This is a genomic window from Sulfitobacter sp. 1A13679 (assembly GCF_043557115.1).
GTDB lineage: Bacteria > Pseudomonadota > Alphaproteobacteria > Rhodobacterales > Rhodobacteraceae > Sulfitobacter > Sulfitobacter faviae.
This window is the reverse complement of record NZ_JBIFFO010000007.1, coordinates 144,852-162,575: the sequence shown is the minus strand read 5'-3', so window position 1 is coordinate 162,575 and position 17,724 is coordinate 144,852. Positions and strand designations below refer to the sequence as shown.

Sequence of the window (17,724 nt, the reverse complement as noted above, 5' to 3'; positions counted from 1 at the left end):
CCGGGCAAGGTCGAATGGGCGATCAACTGGACGCCCGCGCGCGACGGTTTCATCCAGTCCTACTGTAACACCGTCCCGACCCCCGAGGGCGGCACCCATGAAAGCGGCTTCTGGGCGGCGATCCTCAAGGGCATCCGCGCCTATGGCGAGCTGGCCAACAACCGCAAGGCCAAGGACATCACCCGCGATGACCTGATCACCGGCGGCTGCGCGCTGGTGTCATGCTTCATCCGCGAGCCGGAGTTCGTGGGCCAGACCAAGGACCGCCTCGCCACCACCGAGGCGCAGCGTCTGGTGGAAAACGCCGTGCGCGACCATTTCGACAACTGGCTGGCAGCGGATACGAAATCTGCCGGCGCCATCCTCGATTTCCTCGTGCTGCGCGCCGAAGAGCGGATGCGCCGGAAGCAGGAAAAGGAAACGGCGCGGAAGAGCGCCACGAAGAAACTGCGTCTGCCCGGCAAGCTGACCGACTGCACCAGCAAGACGCGTGAAGGCACGGAGTTGTTCATCGTCGAGGGCGACTCGGCGGGCGGTTCCGGCAAAGGCGCGCGCAACCGCAATACGCAGGCGCTGCTGCCGCTTAAGGGCAAGATCCTCAACGTGTTGGGCGCTGCCTCCAGCAAGCTGACGACCAATGCCGAGATCAACGACCTCTGCGAGGCGCTTGGCGTCGGCATGGGCACGAAGTTCAACCTCGACGATCTGCGCTATGACAAGATCATCATCATGACGGACGCCGACGTCGATGGGGCGCATATCGCTTCGCTGCTGATGACCTTTTTCTTCACCCAGATGCGCCCGCTGATCGACGCGGGTCACCTATACCTGGCCTGCCCGCCCCTGTTCCGCCTGACCCAAGGTGCGAAACGGGTCTATTGCCTCGACGAGGCCGAGAAAAACATGTGGTTGGAGAAGGGCCTCGGCGGTAAGGGCAAGATCGACGTCAGCCGCTTCAAGGGTCTGGGCGAGATGGACGCGAAGGACCTCAAGGAGACCACGATGGACCCTGAGACCCGCAAGCTCATCCGCGTGACCGTGGACGAGGACGTACCGGGCGAGACCGGGGATCTGGTGGAACGGCTGATGGGGAAGAAGCCGGAGATGCGGTTCGCGTATATTCAGCAGAACGCGCAGTTTGTGGAGGAGTTGGATGTTTGAGGGGAAGAAAAGTTTTTCGGACTATACGGGTAAGATTCCAAGTCTGTTTGAAGCACTGACGAATATGCCAATAGAGAAGTTTAGGGCCAGCGTTAAAGATAAGGGTAAGTCAGAAATATACATACTCTATGAGAACGAGGACCCTGTGTATGTAGGCCGCACCCGAAATTTGGAGGGCCGGTTCCGAGCTCATACAACAAGGTCTCACAATTCCGCATCTTTCGCGTTAAAGCGAACAAGGGCAAAACACCCAGAGATTGCTAAGGCTACTTACTCTTCAGTAAATAGCAGACAAGCGATTGTTGAACATCCGGAGTATGGTCAGACATTTCGCGATGAGATTGATGCGATTAGATCAATGAGTTTTCGATTCTTGGAAGTGCCTGATCCGATCGAGCAATATCTGTTAGAGTTGTATGCAACGATTGAACTGGATCTTGAATTGACGGGTTTCGACTCTCACTAAGAAATAGCCTTACTAGCCAGCCACATCTGTCCGTATCCCCTGCGCCTTTGGCGCATAGCCCCTTCCCCCCATGGGGAAGGGGCTTCCACACAACGATAGGTCGGGACCGCGACAGCAGTTACCTGTACCGTCCGCGATCACCCCAAACTTCCCCCTTGATCCACAACCTCCCCCGCGCCTAACTCATCCCATGATCCGCGCGCTTCTCCTCTGCCTCCTCCTCGCCGCCTGCGGTCGACCGCTGACGGACAACGAACGCGCCTATCTCGCCACCATCCACGGGCCCACCCTCAACTACGACCGCGTGCGCCTGCATGACGGCGCCCCCACCCGCGCGGTCACCTTCCGCCGCAAGCCGCGCCCGCGCACCACTTGCCGCGAGCGCATTCTGCCGCCGCAGGTGGGCGAGACCGTCACCTCGAAACCCGCCGCCGTGGCGCTCTTCAACCGTGTGCTCTTCGACAAGGACTGGTACCTCGAGGATTACCTGCCCGATCACCCCGACCGCATCGGGCTGATCGCCGCCATGCTGCTGGCGCATGAGATCACCCATGTCTGGCAATGGCAGAACCGCGACCTCACCGGCTACACGCCCCTGCGCGCGGCCTCCGAGCAGTTCACCAGTCCGGACCCCTACCTCTTCGACGTGGATACCAAGCCGCGGTTTCTCGATTTTGGCTATGAGCAACAAGGCTCGATCGTTGAGGAATTCGTTTGCTGCCGCGCGCTCGACCCGCAGGCGCCGCGCACCAAGCGGCTGCATGCGATGCTGTCGGAGGTCATGCCCGTGGCCCCCCTGCCCCAAAGCCGCCCCTATGACGTGGGCCTGCCCTGGGACGGGGTCGAGTTAGAAAACATCTGCGGCTGAGTCAGACCGGCAGCAACTGCCCCGCGTCGAGCCGAATTTGCCGGTCCATCCGGGCCGCCAGTTCAAGGTTATGCGTGGCGATCACCGCCGAAAGCCCGGTGCCGCGCACCAGCGCCATCAGCGCGGCAAAGACCTGATCCGAGGTCGAGGGGTCAAGGTTGCCCGTGGGCTCATCCGCCAGCAGAAGCCGCGGCGCGTTGGCCAGCGCGCGGCAGAAGGCCACCCGCTGCTGCTCACCGCCCGACATGGCGGCGGGGCGGTGATCGGCGCGCTCGGCGATGCCGACCTGCGTCAGTAGCTCCCGCGCCCGCGCCTCGGCCTCCTTGCGCGCCACGCCATTTGCCAGCTGCGGCAACACGATGTTCTCCAGCGCCGTGAACTCGGGCAGCAGGTGGTGGAACTGGTAGATGAAGCCCACGTCGGCGCGGCGCACGGCCGTCCGGCGGCGGTCGCTCTGGCCCGTCAGGTCATCGCCCCCGATCTCCACCGTGCCGCTGTCAGCGGTGTCCAAAAGCCCCGCGATATGCAGCAGCGTCGACTTGCCAGCCCCGGAGGGTGCGACCAGCGCCACCACCTCGCCGGGGGCCACCTCAAGGTCGATGCCGCGCAGCACCTGCACCTCGTTCGGCGCACCGGAATTGTAGGCCTTGGAAATGCCGCTCAGACGCAGGACGGGATCATTCATAGCGCAGGGCCTCCACCGGGTTCATCCGCGCCGCGCGGCGGGCGGGAAAGATCGTGACGACGAAGGACAGACCGAGCGACAGCGCCACGGCTGAGAGCACATCGCCCAGTTGCAGTTTCGCGGGCAGGAAATAAATGCCCCGGATCGAGGCATCCCAGGCATTGCCGCCGCTGAGGTAGTTCACGAAGCCGAAGATCTGGTCGACGTAAGTGGCAAACAGCACCCCCAGCACGACGCCCGCGGCGGTGCCGATGATGCCCGTGAAGGCCCCGCAGATGAAGAACACCCGCAGCACCGAACCCTCAGACAGCCCCATTGTGCGCAGGATGCCGATGTCGCGGCCCTTGTTCTTGACCAGCATGATCAGCCCCGAAACGATGTTCATCGCCGCGATCAGCACCAGAACGCTGAGGATCACGAACATCACCCGGTCCTCGATGTCGAGCGCCGAGAGGAAGGAGCTTGAGGCGTCGCGCCACGTCCAGACCTGCGCGCGCTCACCCGCCGCCTGCATCAGCGCGGGCGCCATGGCGTCCACCCCTTCCGGGTCTTCGACCATGACCTCCAGCTCATCCGCCACGCCCTCGCGGTTGAAAAAGCTCTGCGCCTCGGTGATCGGCAGGTAGACCCGTGTTTTATCAATATCGTAGCGCCCGGCAGAGAAGATATAGACCACCTCATAGGCATTGACCCGCGGGCTGGTGCCAAAGGCGGTCTTTACCCCATTGGGCGAGATCAGCTTGACGCTATCGCCGACCTGCACGCCCAAGGACTGCGCCACGCCGCTGCCGATGGCCATGCCCTCTTCAAAACGCGTGATGTCACCGAAAGAACGCTCCGAAGGCTGGATGCCGGGGATGGTCATCAAATCATCCGAAGCGATACCGAAAACCTCGACCCCCGCGTTGGACTGGCGGCGGTTGGCCATGACCTGTTGCCGCACCAGCGGGGCCACGCGGGTCACGCCCGGCACCTGCCGCACTGCCTCGGCCATTTCCTCGTAGTTGTCGATGGTGCGGTCGATCTGGCCGTTGGGCCGCACCTCGCCCATCGTGTAGACGGTGACATGGGCATTGGCCCCGAGGATCGTATCGACGAACTCGGCGCGGAACCCTGAGCGGACCGAAAGCGTGGCGATCAGCGCAAAGACCGCCAACGTGATGCCGATAAGGCTGATCCACGTCATGACGCTGACGCCCCCTTCGGCGCGGCGGGCGCGCAGGTAGCGCCAAGCGATCATCCATTCAAAGGCCGCGAATGGGGCGGTGCGTGTGGGTTTGCTGGCCATGCGGGAAGGCTCCGGTCTGAGGTGCGCGCAACCTGAGGCTTTGCCCCAGCAGGGTCAAGAACGCAATGCCCGGCGGCGGCGGAAGCGCGCGGGCCATGTGGGCAGCCATAGCAGCAGGCGGGTGAGACTGGCCCCCGCGATGAACCCCAAACCGGCGAAGAGCCATTCGGCCCGGCTGCGCGGGGCGGTGGGGGCAAAGCCGCGCAGGGCGGCGCGCAAAGCTTCGGCATCCGGGCTGCGCCATAGCAGATAGCAGCGCAGGAAGGGGCCCGCTGATTGGAGCCTCGGCAATGTGGCCTCAAGCCACCCTTGCCGTTCGATGTTGCGGCGCAGGTCCAAGCCCCGGCGCTCCAGCAGCGCCGATCCGCGCAGCCGCGCTACGGCGTTGTCCCGGTTCAGCCCTGCGGCCTGCGCGGCGGCATCAAAATCCGCCACGACTTTGGCGAGGCGCTGCTCCGCCGCCTCCAGTTGAAACACATAGGCCCGGGTGAACCCCGGGCCTTGTGCGGCAATGCCTGCGCTTACGATCCCACCGGCCAATGTCAGCGCCCGAAGGATCATCGCGGCCCTCAGACGATACCGGCGTAGATCTTGGCGATCTTCTCAACCGCCTGTTCGGGCGGCAGTTCCTCGCTCTCGCCCGTGCGGCGGCTGGTAAGTTCGACCACGCCGTTCTTCAGCCCGCGCGGGCCGACGGTGATGCGCCATGGCAGACCGATGAGGTCCATCGTGGCGAACTTCATCCCCGCCCCGCCCTTGCGGTCGTCATACAGCGGATCGAGGCCCAGCGCCTTGAGGCTGTTGTAAAGTGCGTCGCAGGCCGCGTCGGCCTCCGCATCGCCCTGTTTGAGGTTCACGATCCCCGCGTGGAAGGGCGTCACCCCCTCGGGCCAGATGATGCCCTTGTCGTCATGGCTGGCTTCGATGATCGCGCCCAGCAGGCGGCTGACGCCGATGCCGTGGCTGCCCATATGCACCGGCACCTGTTTGCCGTCCGGCCCCTGCACCTTGGCGTTCATCGCGTCGGAATATTTGGTGCCGAAATAGAAGATTTGCCCCACTTCGATGCCGCGCGCGCTGCGCTGGCGTTCTTCCGGTACCTGCGCGAAAACCTCCGGATCGTGGGTCTCATCCGTGCGGGCGTAGCGCGAGGTGAACTCCTCCAGCACCGCGCGGCAGGCGTCGTGATCATTGGGGTCGATCTCGCGGTCGCCAAAGGTCAGATCGGTGATCTCGCTGTCGTAGAAAACCTCCGACTCGCCCGTTTCGGCCAGCACGAGGAACTCATGCGTGTCATCGCCGCCGATGGGGCCAGAGTCGGCGCGCATCGGGATCGCTTGCAGGCCCATCCGCTCATAGGTGCGCAGGTAGCTGACCAGATGGCGGTTATAGGCGTGCAACGCGTCCTCTTTGGTGAGGTCGAAGTTATAGCCGTCCTTCATCAGGAACTCACGCCCCCGCATCACGCCGAAACGCGGGCGGATCTCGTCACGGAACTTCCATTGGATGTGGTAGAGCGTCAGCGGGAGGTCTTTGTAAGAGCCAACGTGGCTGCGGAAGATATCGGTGATCATCTCTTCGTTGGTGGGACCATAGAGCATGTCGCGGTCCTGCCGGTCGCGAATGCGCAGCATCTCGGGGCCATAGGCGTCATAGCGGCCCGATTCCTTCCACAGGTCCGCCGATTGCAGCGTTGGCATCAGCATCGGGATATGGCCCACGCGCTGCTGCTCTTGGTGCACGATCTCTTCGACCTTGCGCAGCACCTTGTAGCCCAGCGGCAGCCAGGAATAGATCCCCGCGCTGGATTGCTTGATCATCCCCGCCCGCAGCATCAACCGGTGGCTGACGATCTGCGCCTCGGCAGGGTTTTCCTTCAGCACGGGTAGAAAATATTGGGACAGACGCATGGTGTTTCCTCATTGACGCATTGCCCCCTGACTAGTGCATGTCAAAGGGCGAGACAATCACATCGCGCGGCATAGCTGCGGCTTGGCATACTGCCACGGCCGCCTGATCCGCGCGCGCCACCCGCAGCCAAGACTTGAAACAAAACGCCACATGGGCGATGTGATGGCATTCCCTGCCGGAGAGCGCCATGGCCCTGCCAATCAGAGACCAATTGAAGTACTGGGGCATCGCGGCAGCGGTGTTCATGGTGGCGCTGTGGTTCATCGGCGATGTGATGCTGCCCTTCCTGCTGGGCGGGGCGATTGCCTATTTCCTTGACCCCGTGGCCGACCGGTTGGAGCGTTTGGGGCTCAGCCGCACCATGGCCACCGCCGTCATCACCGTGGTGGCGCTTTTGGTCTTCGTGCTGATGGCGCTTTTGGTGATCCCGACGCTGGTGAACCAGACCGTGAACCTGATCGAGACCGCGCCCAAGCTGACCCGTAATTTCACCGATTTCATCACCGACCGTTTCCCCTCTCTCTTGGACGATGATTCGACCCTGCGCACCTCGTTGACGACGCTGGGCACCACCATTCAGGAACGCGGCGGGCAATTGCTGCAAACCGCGCTGGCCTCCTTTGCCTCGCTGATCAACGTCTTGCTCTTGTTCGTCATCGTCCCCGTGGTCGCGGTGTACCTGCTGCTCGATTGGGACCGTATGGTCGCCGCCATCGACCGGCTGCTGCCGCGCGACCATGCCCCGACGATTCGCCAATTGGCGCGCGAGATCGACGCGACGTTGGCCTCTTTCGTGCGCGGCATGGGCACGGTCTGCCTGATCCTTGGCACCTATTACGCCGTGGCGTTGATGCTGGTGGGGCTGCAATTCGGCCTCGTCGTCGGCTTTGTCGCGGGGCTGGTGACCTTCATCCCCTACCTCGGCGCTTTGATCGGCGGGGCGCTGGCGATCGGTCTGGCATTGTTCCAATTCTGGGGCGATTGGCTCTCCATCGGTCTCGTCGCGGGCATCTTCGTGCTGGGCCAAGTGGTCGAGGGCAACCTGCTGACACCAAAGCTCGTCGGCAATTCGGTCGGCCTGCACCCGGTCTGGCTGCTGCTGGCGTTGTCGGTCTTCGGCACGCTCTTCGGCTTCGTGGGTCTGCTGGTCGCGGTGCCCGTGGCCGCCGCCATCGGGGTGATCGCGCGTTTTGCCACGGCGCGCTACCGCGAAAGCGTGCTCTACAAAGGCCGAGAGCCTGAAACGACCGTCGACGAGGACATCCGCTAACATGGCCCACCAACTCGGGTTGAACCTGCCCAGCCGAACGGCTCTGGGCCGCGACGCTTTCTTTGTCGCCCCCTCCAACGCCATGGCCATGGCGATGATCGACGGCTGGCGCGGTTGGGCGGGCGGCAAGCTGGCGCTGACTGGGCCGCAAGGCTCAGGCAAGACGCATCTGACGCATGTTTGGGCGGACCTTTCGGGCGCGCGGATCATCAGTGCGGCGGACCTGCTGGAGGCCGATATTCCCGCCCTCGCCCGTGGCCCCGTGGCCGTGGAGGACGTGCATCTGATCGCCGGAGACGCGGCGGCGCAAACGGCGCTCTTTCATCTGCACAACCTCGTGCTGGCCGAAGGTCAGGCGCTGCTGCTCACCGGCACCGGGCCGGTGGCGCATTGGGGCCTCACGCTGCCCGATCTGGTCAGCCGGATGCGCGGTGCCACGATGGTCGAGATGGAGGCGCCCGACGATGCGCTGCTCTCGGCCCTGCTGGTCAAACTGCTGGCCGACCGGCAACTGACGCCCAAGCCGGAACTGATCAACTACCTCATGACGCGGATGGACCGATCCTTTGCCGCCGCCATCGCGCTGGTCGACCGGCTGGATGCCGCCAGCCTTGCACAGAAGCGCCCCCTGACCCGCGCACTGGCCGCGCAGGTGCTGGACATCGCCCCGCCGCGCACGTGATACTGGAATAATTAACGCAAGCCTTCGCAAACCCGTTACATTCCAATGTCATGAGGCCCGCATGACCCAAGCCGATTTCCTGCAAGCGCCCTTTCCGCCCGCCACCGATCTGCCCGAGCTTGATACAGCCGGGCCGGGCCGGTTCTTTAACCGTGAGTTGAGCTGGCTCGACTTCAACTGGCGCGTGCTGGAAGAGGCCGAGAACCCGCGCGTGCCGCTGTTGGAACGGCTGCGCTTCCTGTCGATCTCGGCCACCAACCTCGATGAATTCTATACCGTGCGCGTGGCGGGCCTGCGCGAGCTTGCGCAGGCGGGCAACACCACCGCCGCCGCCGATGGGCTGAGCCCCGGTGAGCAACTGGTGTTGATCAACGAAGACGCGCGCAATCTGATGATGTCCCAGCAACGGGTGCTGGTCGACCTCATGGCCGAGATGGACGCGCAGAACATCATGCTGGAGCGCACAGCCGATCTGACCGAGGCCGATTACAAACATCTCGAAGGGGTCTTCCTCAACCAAGTCTTCGCCGTGCTCTCGCCGCTGGCGATCGACCCCGCGCACCCCTTCCCCTTCATTCCCAACACCGGCTACGCGCTGGCGCTGCAACTGGAACGCACCCGCGACAAACGCCCGTTACAGGCGCTGCTGCCGATCCCGGCGCAGATCGACCGTTTCGTGCCCCTGCCCGCCCCCGATGGCTGCCTGCGCTATCTGCCGCTTGAAGATCTGCTGATCATCAATATTCCCAACCTCTTTCCGGGCTACAAACTCAAGGCGCATTTCGAATTCCGTGTGCTGCGCGACAGCGATCTTGAGGTAGAGGACGAGGCCGAAGACCTCGTGCGGGAATTCGAAGTCGCGCTGAAACGCCGCCGCCGGGGCGAAGTCGTGCGCCTGACCCATTCCGCCGGCGCGCCCGAAAAACTGAAATCCGTCGTCATGCGCGAGCTTTGCGTACGCCCCCAAGACGTGATCGAGATCGACGGCATGTTGGGCATCGCCGACCTGTCGAAACTGGTGACCGATGCGCGGCCCGACCTGCTCTGGCCGCAGTTTACCCCCCGCGTGCCTGAGCGCGTCAGCGACCATGACGGCGATATGTTCGCGGCGATCCGGCAGAAAGACATGCTGCTGCACCACCCCTACGAGACCTTCGACATGGTGGTGCGTTTCCTTGCCCAAGCGGCGCGCGACCCAGATGTGGTGGCGATCAAGCAGACGCTCTACCGCACCTCGCGCGACAGCCCCATCGTTAGCGCGCTTTGCGAAGCGGCGGAGGATGGCAAATCGGTCACCGCGCTGGTCGAGCTGAAGGCCCGCTTTGATGAGGCTGCCAACATCCGCCAATCGCGCCGGTTGGAGCGGGCGGGCGCGCATGTGGTCTACGGTTTTCTCGACCTCAAGACCCACGCCAAGATCTCGACCGTGGTGCGCCGCGAGGGTGATCAACTGGTGACCTATACCCACTACGGCACCGGCAACTACCACCCGATCACCGCGCGGATTTATACGGACCTGTCGCTCTTCACCTGCGATTCCAGCCTAGGGCGCGATGCGACGAAAGTGTTCAATTTCCTGTCGGGCTACGCCCCGCCGGAGCAGTTGGAAAACCTCGCCATCTCCCCCACGACGCTCAAGCCGCGCCTGCTTGAGATGATCCGGGCCGAGGCCGAACATGCCCGCGCCGGACGCCCCGCCGTGATCTGGGCCAAGATGAACGCGTTGATCGACGCCGAGGTGATCGACGCGCTGTATGACGCTAGCCAAGCCGGGGTGGAAATCAGCCTCGTCATTCGCGGCATCTGCGGGCTGCGCCCCGGGGTGAAGGGGCTGTCGGACAACATCCGCGTCAAATCCATCATCGGGCGCTTTTTGGAACACAGCCGCATCGTCTGTTTCGGCAATGGCCACGGGCTGCCGCATAAAAAGGCACGGGTCTTCATGTCTTCTGCCGATTGGATGGGCCGCAACTTGAACCGCCGGGTCGAGACATTGGTCGAGATCGAGAACCCCACCGTCAAGGCGCAGATCACCAGCCAAATCATGGCGGCCAATCTGGCTGACGTGGCGCAAAGCTGGGTCATGGGGCCGGATGGTAAATTCACCCGCCCGGCGATCCCCGAAGGCACTTTCGCCTTCAGCTGCCACCGCTTTTTCATGGAAAACCCCTCGCTTTCCGGTCGGGGCAGCGCCGGGGCGTCGGATGTGCCCAAGCTAACCCATACCGAGGATTGACCGGCAAGCGCCCCTTTGGCAATTGACCTCACCGCCCCCCTGCGCCAATTATCCAGTGAAACGGATGGCCCGCAGGAGCATTGATGGCAGACCAGACCGACCCTTCCCGAGCCGCCCCCGTCCCTGAGACGGGTGTGGCGGAACTGGGCCTTTTCGGAAAACCCTTGTTTCAGGATCCGGGCGCGCGGGCGCTGGCGCGCGTCGGCGTGGTGGATGTGGGGTCGAACTCCGTCCGGCTGGTGGTCTTTGACGGCGCGGCGCGCTCTCCGGCCTATTTTTACAACGAAAAGATCATGTGCGCCTTGGGCGCGGGCATGGCCGAGACCGGGCATCTGTCCCCCGAAGGGCGCGCCCGCGCGCTTTCGGCCCTGCGGCGGTTCAGCAAACTGGCCGATGGGATGGGCCTGTCGGAACTTACCGTCGTCGCCACGGCGGCGGTACGCGATGCCAGCGATGGCCGCGCCTTTTGCGCCGATGTGCTGCGCGAGACCGGGTTGCGCATCTGGGTGATCGACGGCGAGGAAGAGGCGCGGCTCTCGGCGCAAGGGGTGCTTTTGGGCTGGCCCGGCGCTTACGGCCTTGTCTGCGACATCGGCGGCTCTTCGATGGAGCTTGCCGAAATCTCGGGCGGGCGCGTCGGGCGGCGGGTCACCTCCCAGCTCGGCCCGCTCAAGCTGCGCGACCTCAAGGGTGGTGCCAAAGGACGGCACGCGCATATCAAAGAGGTCATCACCGGGCTTCAGGAAAAGATGGGCAGCCAGCGCGACCGGCTGTTCCTTGTGGGCGGCTCATGGCGCGCAATCGCGCGGATCGACATGTACCGCCGGGGCTATCCACTGCATGTGCTACACGAATACCGCATGACCGTGACCTCGGTTCGCGAGACGGTGAAATTTATCCAAACCTCCGATCTTGAGGAATTGCGCAGCGCTTGCGGTGTCTCCTCCAGCCGGATGTCGCTGGTGCCCTATGCCGCGGAGGTGCTGAGCCGGCTGGTCAAGACTTTCCGGCCCAAGGACATCGCCATTTCCAGCTACGGCATCCGCGAAGGCATGCTCTATGAGCAGATGCCGCAGCGCCTGCGCGACCGGGATCCGCTGATCGAAGCCTGCTATTTCGCCGAGGCCAAAGACGCGCGGATGCCCGGTTTCGGCAAGGTGCTCTATAACTTCATCCTGCCGCTCTACCGCTCTGCCCCCCACGCCCGTAGGCGTTTGGTCAAAGCGGCCTGCCTGTTGCACGACGTCAGTTGGCGCGCGCATCCCGACTACCGGGCCGAGACATGTTTCGACAATGCCACCCGCGCCAATCTCGGCGGGCTGAAACACGCCGAACGCATCTACCTCGGGCTCGCCCTGCTGCACCGCTATTCCAACAAGCGTGAAAACACGCGTTTCGAAGACCTCTATGAAATGGTCGACGAAAAGACCCGGTTGGAGGCCGAAATCCTTGGCAAAGCCATGCGCTTTGGTGCGATGCTCTGGATGGACAAGGGCGAACAGCGCGGCGAATTGCGCTGGTTCCCCAAGAAGAAGCAATTGGAACTCTGGCTCACCCCCGACATGGTGCCGCTTTTCGGCGAGGTCGCAGAGGCGCGGCTGAACTCACTCGCGAAATCGCTTGAGGCAGAGGTGCATGTCCGGACCGGCAAACGCGCCGCGCGTTAAAGCTCGATCTGCGGCGCGGGTTCGGTTGGGGTCTCTGGCGGGACCATCGGATGATCGGGCTTGCGGCGGATGATGATATCGCCGTTGGGCTGCATCTCGGGCGCTTGATAGGCGCTCCAATCCTCGACCTCGTCCAAAAGCTCCGTAAGCTTCGGCCCCATCTCCCGCGCGAAATCGCGCAGCGCGGGGCGCATGGCCTCGGTGAACCCTTCAAACCCCTCCATGACCGGGCCCATCTCATCCATGATCCCGTCCATGAACATCTGCGCGCCGCGCTCCATCAGGCCGAGGCCGCGTTCTTCGGATTCTTCCTGCGCATGGGCTGCGAGGGGCAGCACCGTACAAAGAGCGATAAGGGGCATAAAGCGTGTCATGGGATTGAGGTAGGCGGCCCCGCGCGCATGTCCAGTCTTACGCCACGCCGCTGGCAGCCCCCCGCCTAAAGATCGACATCCAGCGTGACGGGAAAGTGATCCGAAGCGGCCAGCAGCGCGTCGCGCAGGGCGACGTCTTGCCAGCAGGCCGGATCATCCATCGGATGCCAAATCCGCCAGCGGGCCGCACGGGCGGCGATCTGCGGGCTGACCATGATGTAGTCTAGCAGCGCCTGAAGATAGCGTTCCTCCGGCGCGATCCAGAAACGCGCGCTCGTTGGCGCGGCCCCCAAACGGCGGCTGAGCGCCTGTTTGGCATGAGGGTCGAAGAGCGCCGCCGCCCCCTGCCCCAGCACGATCTCGACCGAGGACCGCCCGAACAGGCTTTCGAATTCATCCAGCCCCGGCCCGTCGTTTAAATCGCCCAAGACCATCACGGGCCGTTCCGCCGCCAAATGCATGTCGATCCGCCGCCTCAGCCAGATCGCCTGTGCCAATTGTTTGCGCCGGTTGGCGATGGCGATGCGCAACACATCGGCCTTGGACTTGGCCCCATGGGGCGCTTTGGATTTGAGATGCGCGCCGATCATCTGAAAGACGAAACCGGCCTTCGTGGTGACCTCCAACTCCAAGGGCGGTTTGGAAAAGACCACCGCGTCTTCCGTCGCATCCACGTCAAGGTCGATCCGCAGCGTCTGGTCAAAGCGCGGGGCATTGGTGGCACCCTGAGGTACATGGCGGGCGCTGAGCTTGTCGGGGTCATAGAGCAGCGCGATCTCTTGCTCGGTGTCGTTGGAAAACCCCATGACAGCGGCCCGCGTGCGCAGGGAAAACCGCGCGGCGAAATGCTCAAGCGCCGCCACGGTGGATTGCCGCCGCCCGTGGTTCGGCGCTTCGATCACCATGACCGCATCGGCATCCAGCGCGCTGAACACTTGGCCCAAAGCCGCCGTCTGCTGCGCACGGGTCACCCCGTGCCGCCCGGCCCAAGCGTCATCGTCGTGAAGCCGGTTGTCATCGTCAAAAAGGCTCGCGAACCACTCAACATTGTAGGTCGCGATGCGCATCAAGCGTGTTTGCCCGAGAGCGTTTCCCATGCGCGGTTGATGTCGATCATGCGTTTCTCGGCCATCTTGATCGCCTCTTGCGGCAGGCCGCGCGCCACCAGCGCATCGGGATGGTTCTCGCGCACCAGCCGCCGCCAGGCGCGTCGGGCCTCTTCCAACGTCGCATTGGGGCCGATGCCCAGAACCGTGCGCGGCAGGGGCGAGCTATCCGGCACGAAACGCGCTTTCAGCGAGGCGAAAGCCTCTTCATCTATGCCGAAAATCGCGGCCACATCCTCAAGGAAGGCGTTTTCGTTGGGGTGGTAGATGCCATCAGCCATCGCGATGTGAAACAGCCCCTCCATCAGGTCATGCAGGGTCTGAGGCTGGTCACTGAACATCCGCGCGATGCGGCGGGCGTAATCCTCGAAACCGGTTACGTCTTGGCGGGCAAGGTTAAAGACCCGCGCCGCCCCTTCCTGATCCGCCTCGGCAATCTGGAACACTTCGCGAAAGGCGGTCACCTCATCGCGGGTCACCAGCCCATCGGCCTTGGCCATCTTGGCGCCAAGCGCGATCACCGCGATGGTAAAGGCGACCGAGCGCTCGGGCGGGCTGCGCAGCCGGTCAAAGACAGCCGACAGCCCTTCGCCCGCGGTGAGGGCTGACAGAGCTTCGGAGATGCGCGTCCAGATCGACATGGGCTGACCCTTTGGTATTCGGCCCCCAGCTTAACCGCTGGCATCGGGGAAGTCAGGATGCAGTCAGCGTTTTTTGCATCAAGATGAGATCGAGCCATTGGCCATGTTTGCGCCCCACCTCGGGCATCCGCCCGACCTGTGCAAAGCCCAGTTTTTCATGGAACGTCACAGCGCCGGGATTGGCGCTGCTGATCGCGGCAACCATGGTGTGACAGCCCTGCGCCGCCCCCGCCTCTATGGCCTGTGTCATCAGGTCGCGGCCCAGCCCCTGCCCCTGCGCCGCCGCGGACAGGACGATGCTATGCTCCACCGTCGCGGCATAGCCCGGCCCGCCGCGAAAACTGCCATAGGTGACAAAGCCCAGCACCGCGCCCTCCCCTTCGGCCACCCAAAAGGCATTGGCGCGGGCGGCGATCAGCGCTGCGATCTCCGCCGGCGTCTTTTCGTCGGTGGTGAAGGTCGACAGGCTGTCGCGGATCATACCGTTCCACAGCGCCGCCACGGCGGCGGCATCCTGCGCCACGGCGGGGCGGATCGCGCCGCCTCTCAGGGCGGCGCTTCCGTCGTCTTGCATCACTTCCGCGTCTCGCGGATCAGCTTCAGGATATCCTGCGCGGCGGTTGGGATATTGGTGCCGGGGCCGAAGATCGCCTTCACGCCCGCGTCTTGCAGGAACTTGTAGTCCTGCTGCGGAATCACCCCGCCGCAGATCACGAGGATATCCTCGGCGCCCGCATCCTTCAGCGCTTGGATCAACTGTGGCGCCAGCGTCTTATGCCCCGCCGCCTGACTGGAGATGCCGATGACATGCACGTCGTTGTCCACGGCGTCCTGCGCGGCCTCCGCAGGGGTCTGGAACAGCGGGCCCACGTCCACGTCAAAGCCGATATCGGCAAAGGCAGTGGCGATCACCTTGGCACCGCGGTCGTGGCCGTCCTGGCCCATCTTGACCACCAGCATACGCGGGCGGCGGCCTTCGGCCTCGGCGAATTCATCGACCGATTTCTGGATGTCGGCAAAGCCCGCGTCGCCCTCATAGGCCGCGCCATAGACACCCGAGAGCGTCTTGACCTCGGCCCGGTGCCGTCCGAATTCCTTTTCCATCGCCATGCTGATTTCCCCCACTGTGGCGCGTGCGCGCGCGGCCTCGACCGCGGCGTCGAGCAGGTTGCCGCCCTCGGCCGCCCGCCGTGTCAGTTCTGCCAAGGCGGCGGTGCAGGCCTCTTCGTCGCGCTCGGCGCGGATGCGCTCCAGACGCGCCACCTGTCCTGCGCGCACCTTGACGTTGTCGACGTCGAGAATGTCGATCGGCTCTTCCTTGTCGCGGCGGTACTTGTTGACGCCCACGATCACCTCGGTGCCGCGGTCGATGCCTGCCTGTCGCTGCGCCGCGGCTTCCTCGATCCTGAGCTTGGGCATGCCGGAGGCCACCGCCTTGGTCATGCCGCCCATCTCCTCGACCTCCTCGATCAGCTTCCACGCCGCCTCTGCCAGATCGGCGGTCAGCTTCTCGACGTAGTAGGAGCCTGCCAGCGGGTCGACGACATTGGTGATGCCGGTCTCTTCCTGCAGGATCAGCTGGGTGTTGCGGGCGATACGCGCGGAATGGTCGGTGGGCAGGCCGATGGCCTCATCCAGCGAGTTGGTGTGCAGCGACTGGGTGCCGCCCAGCACCGCCGAAAGCGCCTCGTAAGCGGTGCGCACAACGTTGTTGTAGGGGTCCTGTTCGGCCAAGCTGACGCCGGAAGTCTGGCAGTGGGTCCGCAGCATCGAGGACTTGGGGTTCTTAGGCTCGAACTCCTCCATCACCCGCGACCACAGGAGGCGCGCGGCGCGCAGCTTGGCAGCCTCCATGAAGAAGTTCATGCCGATGGCGAAGAAGAACGACAGACGCGGCGCGAAGCGGTCCACGTCCATACCCGCCGCAATCGCCGTGCGCACATATTCGCGCCCGTCGGCGATGGTGAAGGCCAGTTCCTGCACGAGGTTCGCCCCCGCCTCCTGCATGTGGTAGCCCGAGATCGAGATCGAGTTGAACTTGGGCATGTGATCCGAGGTATATTCGATGATGTCCCCGATGATCCGCATCGACGGCTCCGGCGGGTAGACATAGGTGTTGCGCACCATGAATTCCTTGAGGATGTCGTTCTGGATCGTGCCCGAGAGCTTGGCCCGGTCGTGGCCCTGTTCCTCGCCCGCGACGATGAAATTGGCGAGGATCGGGATCACCGCGCCGTTCATCGTCATGGAGACCGAGACCTGATCGAGCGGAATGCCATCGAAGAGAATCTTCATGTCCTCGACAGAGTCGATGGCCACGCCCGCCTTGCCGACATCGCCCTCAACGCGGGGATGATCACTGTCATAGCCGCGGTGCGTCGCCAGATCGAAGGCGACGGAGACACCCTGCTGGCCTGCCGCCAAGGCGCGTCGGTAGAAGGCGTTTGATTCCTCCGCGGTGGAGAAACCCGCATATTGCCGGATCGTCCAGGGACGGCCGGCGTACATCGTGGCCTTCACGCCGCGCGTAAACGGCGCTTCGCCGGGAATGCTGCCGAGATGCTCCAGCCCGTCCACGTCCTCGGCGGTGTAGAGCGGCTGGACGTCGATCCCCTCCAGCGTCTTCCACGTCAGATCGTCAAGGCTGCGCCCGCGCAGTTCGCCCGTGGCCAGTTCCTGCCAACGCGCCTTCGCGTCCTTTTGGTCGGATGTCATATGCTTGTCCTTCTCCCTTAGCGCCCGGCGGCAGGCATCGGCCTGCGCAACTGTGGCGGCTGAATTGTCAAAGGCCGCGCCCCTAGGGGGATAAATTGCCCCTGCGGCGCTTTGCCCTTCGCAAACTGGCACAGGCCCCCTATATTTGAGGGGACAGGAGCCTTGATGAAACGTTTGATCTCACTAGTTTTTGCAGGATTGATGACCACGGCCGCCATGGCCCAAGGGGCGGATGCCCCGATGGAGGATCCGTTGTTCCTGCCTGCCGATATGGCCGATCTCAGCACCTTCCAATGGACCAAACGGCCCGTGCTGGTCTTTGCCAATTCCGAGAACGACCCCGCCTTCGTCGCGCAGATGGAATACCTCCGCGAGCGTGAGGATGAGTTGCGCCTGCGCGATGTCGTCGTGCTGACCGATACCGACCCCGCCGCGCAGAGCCCGCTGCGGCTGCGGATGCGCCCGCGTGGTTTCATGCTGGTGCTGGTCGACAAGGAAGGCCAGATCGAGCTGCGCAAACCCTTCCCTTGGGACGTGCGCGAGATCACCCGTAGCATCGACAAGATGCCGCTGAGGCAGCGAGAGATCAGAGAGGCGAAGGAGCGCGACATCATCCGCTGATGCCCCGCGCCCTGCCCGCCCTGATCGCCCCCG

17 protein-coding genes are annotated in these 17,724 nt (G+C 63.8%); 8 read left to right on the top strand and 9 right to left on the bottom strand.

What is annotated here, in order from left to right; all coding sequences use genetic code 11:
- From ACGYLA_RS07915 to ACGYLA_RS07905, 3 genes are all read left to right on the top strand, one after another.
- Positions 1–1,161, top strand: a 1,161-nt coding sequence (locus ACGYLA_RS07915) for a toprim domain-containing protein (RefSeq protein WP_394431656.1), incomplete at its 5' end; no start/stop codon positions are given.
- Positions 1,154–1,627: a GIY-YIG nuclease family protein gene (locus tag ACGYLA_RS07910; RefSeq protein ID WP_394431654.1), complete on the top strand. Its 474-nt coding sequence runs from the start codon at positions 1,154–1,156 to the stop codon at positions 1,625–1,627. The genes ACGYLA_RS07915 and ACGYLA_RS07910, both read left to right, overlap by 8 nt.
- Before the next feature lie 190 nt (positions 1,628–1,817).
- On the top strand, positions 1,818–2,495 hold the full coding sequence (locus tag ACGYLA_RS07905; RefSeq protein ID WP_394431652.1) for a hypothetical protein: 678 nt from the start codon (positions 1,818–1,820) through the stop codon (positions 2,493–2,495).
- A gap of 1 nt (position 2,496) precedes the next feature.
- On the opposite strand, the gene ACGYLA_RS07900 is transcribed toward ACGYLA_RS07905, so the two are convergent.
- From ACGYLA_RS07900 to proS, 4 genes are read right to left on the bottom strand one after another with little or no spacing between them, the layout of a single operon-like run.
- Positions 2,497–3,180: an ABC transporter ATP-binding protein gene (locus ACGYLA_RS07900; RefSeq protein ID WP_394431650.1), complete on the bottom strand. Its 684-nt coding sequence runs from the start codon at positions 3,178–3,180 to the stop codon at positions 2,497–2,499.
- On the bottom strand, positions 3,173–4,468 hold the full coding sequence (locus ACGYLA_RS07895; RefSeq protein ID WP_394431648.1) for a lipoprotein-releasing ABC transporter permease subunit: 1,296 nt from the start codon (positions 4,466–4,468) through the stop codon (positions 3,173–3,175). The genes ACGYLA_RS07900 and ACGYLA_RS07895 overlap by 8 nt, the downstream gene beginning before the upstream one ends.
- A gap of 54 nt (positions 4,469–4,522) precedes the next feature.
- A complete protein-coding gene (locus ACGYLA_RS07890; RefSeq protein ID WP_394431646.1) occupies positions 4,523–5,029 on the bottom strand; it encodes a DUF2937 family protein in 507 nt (168 codons plus the stop codon).
- An 8-nt stretch (positions 5,030–5,037) separates the two neighbouring features.
- Positions 5,038–6,378 (bottom strand): proline--tRNA ligase, encoded by a 1,341-nt coding sequence (gene proS / locus ACGYLA_RS07885; protein WP_394409909.1) that lies wholly within the window; start codon positions 6,376–6,378, stop codon positions 5,038–5,040.
- 188 nt (positions 6,379–6,566) lie between these two features.
- On the opposite strand from proS, the gene ACGYLA_RS07880 reads away from it, so the two are divergent.
- From ACGYLA_RS07880 to ACGYLA_RS07865, 4 genes are all read left to right on the top strand, one after another.
- Positions 6,567–7,649, top strand: a complete 1,083-nt coding sequence (locus tag ACGYLA_RS07880) for an AI-2E family transporter (protein WP_067265471.1) — start codon at positions 6,567–6,569, stop codon at positions 7,647–7,649.
- A 1-nt stretch (position 7,650) separates the two neighbouring features.
- Complete coding sequence (locus ACGYLA_RS07875) at positions 7,651–8,331, top strand: chromosomal replication initiator DnaA (RefSeq protein WP_394414854.1); 681 nt, start codon at positions 7,651–7,653, stop codon at positions 8,329–8,331.
- Between the two features lie 61 nt (positions 8,332–8,392).
- Positions 8,393–10,567 carry an RNA degradosome polyphosphate kinase gene (locus ACGYLA_RS07870; RefSeq protein WP_394431643.1) on the top strand — a complete coding sequence of 725 codons (2,175 nt, stop codon included), beginning with the start codon at positions 8,393–8,395 and terminating at the stop codon, positions 10,565–10,567.
- A gap of 83 nt (positions 10,568–10,650) precedes the next feature.
- A complete protein-coding gene (locus ACGYLA_RS07865) occupies positions 10,651–12,234 on the top strand; it encodes a Ppx/GppA family phosphatase (protein WP_394409900.1) in 1,584 nt (527 codons plus the stop codon).
- On the opposite strand, the gene ACGYLA_RS07860 is transcribed toward ACGYLA_RS07865, so the two are convergent.
- From ACGYLA_RS07860 to scpA, 5 genes are all read right to left on the bottom strand, one after another.
- Positions 12,231–12,596, bottom strand: a complete 366-nt coding sequence (locus ACGYLA_RS07860; protein ID WP_276153849.1) for a hypothetical protein — start codon at positions 12,594–12,596, stop codon at positions 12,231–12,233. The two genes, ACGYLA_RS07865 and ACGYLA_RS07860, sit on opposite strands and share 4 nt — an antisense overlap.
- Positions 12,597–12,673: 77 nt before the next feature.
- Positions 12,674–13,675, bottom strand: a complete 1,002-nt coding sequence (locus ACGYLA_RS07855; RefSeq protein ID WP_394431640.1) for an endonuclease/exonuclease/phosphatase family protein — start codon at positions 13,673–13,675, stop codon at positions 12,674–12,676.
- Entirely contained in the window at positions 13,675–14,355 is a 681-nt protein-coding gene (locus tag ACGYLA_RS07850; RefSeq protein ID WP_394431638.1) for a TerB family tellurite resistance protein, read from the bottom strand. Before ACGYLA_RS07850 ends, ACGYLA_RS07855 begins: the two co-directional genes overlap by 1 nt.
- A gap of 52 nt (positions 14,356–14,407) precedes the next feature.
- Positions 14,408–14,929 carry a GNAT family N-acetyltransferase gene (locus ACGYLA_RS07845; RefSeq protein WP_394431636.1) on the bottom strand — a complete coding sequence of 174 codons (522 nt, stop codon included), beginning with the start codon at positions 14,927–14,929 and terminating at the stop codon, positions 14,408–14,410.
- Positions 14,929–17,070, bottom strand: a complete 2,142-nt coding sequence (gene scpA / locus ACGYLA_RS07840; RefSeq protein ID WP_209219048.1) for a methylmalonyl-CoA mutase — start codon at positions 17,068–17,070, stop codon at positions 14,929–14,931. Before scpA ends, ACGYLA_RS07845 begins: the two co-directional genes overlap by 1 nt.
- A gap of 165 nt (positions 17,071–17,235) precedes the next feature.
- Between scpA and ACGYLA_RS07835 the strand changes: the two genes are divergently transcribed.
- Entirely contained in the window at positions 17,236–17,691 is a 456-nt protein-coding gene (locus ACGYLA_RS07835) for a DUF4174 domain-containing protein (RefSeq protein WP_394431633.1), read from the top strand.
- Positions 17,692–17,724: the final 33 nt, after the last annotated feature.